The sequence below is a fragment of the 'Vigna radiata' phytoplasma genome, from assembly GCF_030586915.1.
Lineage (GTDB): Bacteria > Bacillota_I > Bacilli_A > Acholeplasmatales > Acholeplasmataceae > Phytoplasma > Phytoplasma australasiaticum.
In genome coordinates this window covers 1-4,517 of record NZ_JAOSIS010000036.1, presented here as the reverse complement: position 1 = coordinate 4,517, position 4,517 = coordinate 1, and the positions used below count along the sequence as shown (strand labels likewise).

Annotated in this window: 4 protein-coding genes; 3 read left to right on the top strand and 1 reads right to left on the bottom strand. The window is 26.5% G+C overall.

What is annotated here, in order from left to right:
- The first annotated feature begins 343 nt into the window (after nucleotides 1–343).
- From OC710_RS02510 to OC710_RS02500, 3 genes are all read left to right on the top strand, one after another.
- A complete protein-coding gene (locus tag OC710_RS02510) occupies nucleotides 344–694 on the top strand; it encodes a hypothetical protein (protein ID WP_304515002.1) in 351 nt (116 codons plus the stop codon).
- Between the two features lie 139 nt (nucleotides 695–833).
- Nucleotides 834–2,027 carry a replication protein gene (locus OC710_RS02505; RefSeq protein WP_304515001.1) on the top strand — a complete coding sequence of 398 codons (1,194 nt, stop codon included), beginning with the start codon at nucleotides 834–836 and terminating at the stop codon, nucleotides 2,025–2,027.
- A complete protein-coding gene (locus tag OC710_RS02500) occupies nucleotides 2,011–3,150 on the top strand; it encodes a toprim domain-containing protein (protein ID WP_304515000.1) in 1,140 nt (379 codons plus the stop codon). Before OC710_RS02505 ends, OC710_RS02500 begins: the two co-directional genes overlap by 17 nt.
- 5 nt (nucleotides 3,151–3,155) lie before the next feature.
- Here the strand turns inward: OC710_RS02500 and OC710_RS02495 are convergent, their stop codons facing one another.
- On the bottom strand, nucleotides 3,156–3,683 hold the full coding sequence (locus tag OC710_RS02495; RefSeq protein ID WP_304514999.1) for a threonine synthase: 528 nt from the start codon (nucleotides 3,681–3,683) through the stop codon (nucleotides 3,156–3,158).
- Nucleotides 3,684–4,517: the final 834 nt, after the last annotated feature.

Genomic DNA, 4,517 nt, shown 5'->3' with positions numbered 1-4,517 from the left:
AAAACTCACAATTTCTATCACACTAAACCTTCATTTTTTTTTTATTATTTTTCACTCCATGACTGAAATTTTGAAAATTTTTGATTAAATTCAACTGAAAATTTTTTTTAAAAAAATCATCATTTTGATCCCATTAAACCTTTATTTTTTGCACATCGTTTTTGACTCCATGATTGATATTTTACCAATTTTTTAAAAATTAAAAAAAAGTTTTACGCTTCGCGCGTTTTTTTTTTTTTTTTTTTTTTTGGATAGCAATTTTTAAATCGAGATAAAATAAAATGAATTTAAAATTTTTCAAAAATTAAATTCAAAAAATAATTATTAGAAAGTTAATATTTACATGAATAAAACGGTAGATTTATTTCAAAATAATAGTAAACAAATTGCTAATTTAAATTTTAATACTTTTAAACAACAAGTTAAAACCTTAAGTCATGTTAAATTGTGGACGTTTTATTGTCGTTTTATGGATTTTTCCGAAGTAAAATCTTTGTGGAATAATTATTTAAATAATATTGATAAAAATTTAGTGAAATTTAAAAGTGACCCTGAAGTAATGAAATTAGTCGATAATATCTTTAAATTTAGTATTTTAAATAATGAAAACACATTATTTAATAAAATTTATTTTTTAAAAAATTATGTAAAAACCATTTTTTTAGATCAATTACCAGTTTTTGATAAAAAGTGATAAAATTAAATTAAGAAAAGCTTGTCACGAATTTCTATACTATAATAAAAAAGGCCCTATTGATGTTCCGACAAGCTCATCAGTAGGGCTTTTAACTTTTTTTTAATGGTATATAAACGAAAAAAAACCTAAATATTATATGTTATATTTAGGTCATTTAAAGGATGTTTACATGAAAAAAATTCAATATAAAAACCTTTTATTAACTTATGATATTATCGATCAAGAATTACCATTGAAAGTTAACTTTCTTAAAGATTTATCATTTGTTTTCATTAATATTTTACAACAAAAATATCAAAATCAAGTAAAATTTTTATTATTGGCACAACAAAAACAAAGATTAAAAGTGCTAATAGCGCTTGAAAAAAAGCCTTGTTTTCGTAATTTAAGTATTTTTAAATTACCATTAGAAAAGAATTTTAAAATTATTAGAGTTCAAAATGCGGTTTCTCCAGCTGATATCGCTAATTATATTGTGGCGCGTAGTGAAGTTTCTTATAATCATGGGCGTTTAACGATTAGTCGAGAAGTTTCGGCAAAAATTCGCAAAGAACAAAGCGAAGATGTCTTTAATTATATTAAAAAATTAAAGGCAGAATTTGACCAAGATTTAGAAATGACTACCGAAGAAGCAACCCGTTTATTGTATCAATATTTAAATGAAACCAATAATTTTTGGTTTGTGGAAAAAACTTCGATTATTCAGCAAAATATTAAACAACATTTTACCCGGATTCGTAATTTAAAAGATTATGTCGATATTAAACCGTTAGATACTTTTGATTTAGCCAATCCCCAATTGCAATTTATTAAAGATTTTATTTTAAAAGGGTTAAAATTCGTGCGTCGTGGTCATCGTAGTCCGGCTTTAGTAATTGAAGGGGTAACCGGTTTAGGAAAAACCCAATTTATGTGGAGTTTATTAAATCATTTAAACATCCTTTTTAATTATATGAAAAGACGCTTAAATTATAGCCGTAAACGTTATGATGATGAAAATGCCGAAGTTGATATTTATGATGATTTTCAGGCATCTTATTTAGTGGAAAGAGATCTAGTAGAAACCATTTTTACCAGTCAACTTGGTCATTCGGTGGAAACCGCCAAACATGAACCGGATCGTGAAATTTTAAAGATGAAAATAAATATTTTTATTTGTAATCCCCATCGTTCTTTTAAGCAGTTTTTTCATCTTCCGGGAAATAAATATCTGCTTGATTATATTCGCTCGAATGTTATTTTTTTAACTTTAGATCCGGATAAAAAACTATTTTTAGCGCCTCCAGCAGAAGAAAATCAGGAGTTACTTGAAGATGATGATGATATTTAAAAATATTTCCATGTTAGTTTTATTAAAACATTTAAAATTAATCCCCGTACACGCGACTTTACCCATTCGTTTCAAATGTCCTTTTCATGATAGTAAAAGTGGTTTATCGGCGGATATTAATCGCCAAAATAAGATTTGGTGTTGGAGTTGCGGAAAAGCTTTTGATACGATGACGGTTTATCAAAAAATTACCGGAAAAGATTTTGCCCAAAGTTTAACCGATTTAACCAACTTTTATCAAAGCACGGAATATCAAGAGCTAACCGCGTCAGCATTCACGTGTAATGAGTCATTTAAGCTATCAAATAACGAAAATAAAGCACTTAATAATTTTGCTAATAGTAATTTACACCTGGATACAATTTTAGCGATTTGGGATGAAATTAGTCATTTTTATCAAAAACAATTATGGGCCACACCGGCAGCTCTCGATTATTTGTTAAAGAAACGTCAGCTTAATCCGCTTTTAATTAAAAAATTTCAAATTGGATTCGCTAATAAAAATAATCAAAATTTATTAAATTATTTAGAAAACCAACAAGCCGATTTAATGCCGTATTATGCGGTAGATTTATTACGTAAAAATCCTAAATTTAGCTATGATGGTTGCCTTAATTGTTGGTTAATTCCGGTTTTTGATGAAAATGGCCAAATTATTCATTATTATCGACATCATTATCCCGCGGAATTACCTTATCGCCCCAAATATCAAGCATTACGCAATTTAACCAATCAGACAATCTTTAGTATTCCTTATGGATTTCACTATGCTAAAAAAGCCATTTTGGATACCCAAACGGCCATTTTACATGAAGGCTTTTTTGATGTTTTACAAAGTTATCAAAATCAAATTGAAAATGTCATCGGTTTGATTACCGTTAGCAATAATTTTTCGCCATTTATCCTCGATTTTTTTAAAAAATATCAAATAAAAGTCATTCTCGGATTAGATAATGATGAAACCGGATTAAAAACCGCCTCCCGATTAAGTCAACAATTAAAACGTTTAAATATTGAAAATTACATTAAAACCATTCCTCATTATGATTGCAAAGATGCTGATGAATTATTACGCAAATATGGTTTAAAAACTTATCAAAAAATTTATTTAGAAAGTAAATAAAAAATTTACTCTAAATACAATTTGCCAATTTGATCGTCCACTTTAATAAAGTGGCATTTTTCTTTGATAAACTTAATCATTTCTTTATTAGTAAAGTTATGTAAAAATGGCTTAAAACCGCACATAAAAACATTTATTTGTTTAGACATTTTAATCATTCTCATGGGTTCATACAACGGTTTAATCAGAAAATCCTCACAATTTAAAATTTCCTCTAGTAATTTTAATTTATAAAGAGCAATCGCGGGTTGAAAAAAGATATTTAAATGAGCCTCATTGCTATAATTTTTACAAGTAAAATTCAGTCGTGAAAAAATACCCGCTGAATAATTAAAACGCCAATTAAAATGCTTAATTACGCTATATAATAATGATCTAATTCCAATCCGATTAAACTGTTGTTCGATAACTAAATTTTTATAATAGGTCAAATCATTTCTTTTTTCAAAAAATTTTATGATTTCCGATTTAATTTTGCTATCTTTAAAAGTTTCTAACGGATAAGCTCTAGCAAAAGCAATATCTTTTACCATTTTGTTAACTCCTAATATTTTTCTTTTCTATAATTATAAAATTTATAAAAATCTCTAATTTAAAAAAAAAAAAAAAAAAAACGCGCGAAGCGTAAAACTTTTTTTAATTAAAATTTTTAAAAAATGGTCATCAAAAAAAATCTCTCTTCACAAAAACTCTTAGATATAGATACGGATTTGGAGTCAAAAAATTTTATATTACCATAAAACCATACAAAACATCACTTTTGTTCATGGAGTCACTTGGAGTCACTTTTTTTTTATCCATTTTCCACTTTCATACCATTAAACCATATGTTTCTTCACTTTTTTTTGACTCCACTACCTTACATTTGACTCCATTGTGACTCCAATTTGCCTCCATCACTCATTTTTTGTGACTCCATTGTGACTCCAATTTGCCTCCAACTGACTCCACAAAAAAACATCTATTTTTATACCTTTAAATCTTTTTTTTTGCATATTGACTCCTGACTCCATGCTATATAAAAATATGTTTCTTTTTTGATCTTGTTTTTTAAGAATTAAAATTTTTTTTTAAAAAAATCATCATTTTTATCCCATTAAACCTTTATTTTTTGTATATTATTTTTGACTCCATGACTGATATTTTGAAAATTTTTGATTAAATTCAACTGAAAATTTTTTTTAAAAAAATCATCATTTTGATCCCATTAAACCTTTATTTTTTGCACATCGTTTTTGACTCCATGATTGATATTTTACCAATTTTTTAAAAATTAAAAAAAAGTTTTACGCTTCGCGCGTTTTTTTTTTTTTTTTTTTTTTTTGGATAGCAATTTTTAAATCGAGATAAAATAAAATGAATTTAAA

Coding starts and splice junctions, on each gene's coding strand:
- OC710_RS02510 (WP_304515002.1), top strand. CDS start 344: ATGAATAAAACGGTAGATTTATTTCAAAATAATAGTAAACAAATTGCT.
- OC710_RS02505 (WP_304515001.1), top strand. CDS start 834: ATGTTATATTTAGGTCATTTAAAGGATGTTTACATGAAAAAAATTCAA.
- OC710_RS02495 (WP_304514999.1), bottom strand. CDS start 3,683: ATGGTAAAAGATATTGCTTTTGCTAGAGCTTATCCGTTAGAAACTTTT.
- OC710_RS02500 (WP_304515000.1), top strand. CDS start 2,011: ATGATGATGATATTTAAAAATATTTCCATGTTAGTTTTATTAAAACAT.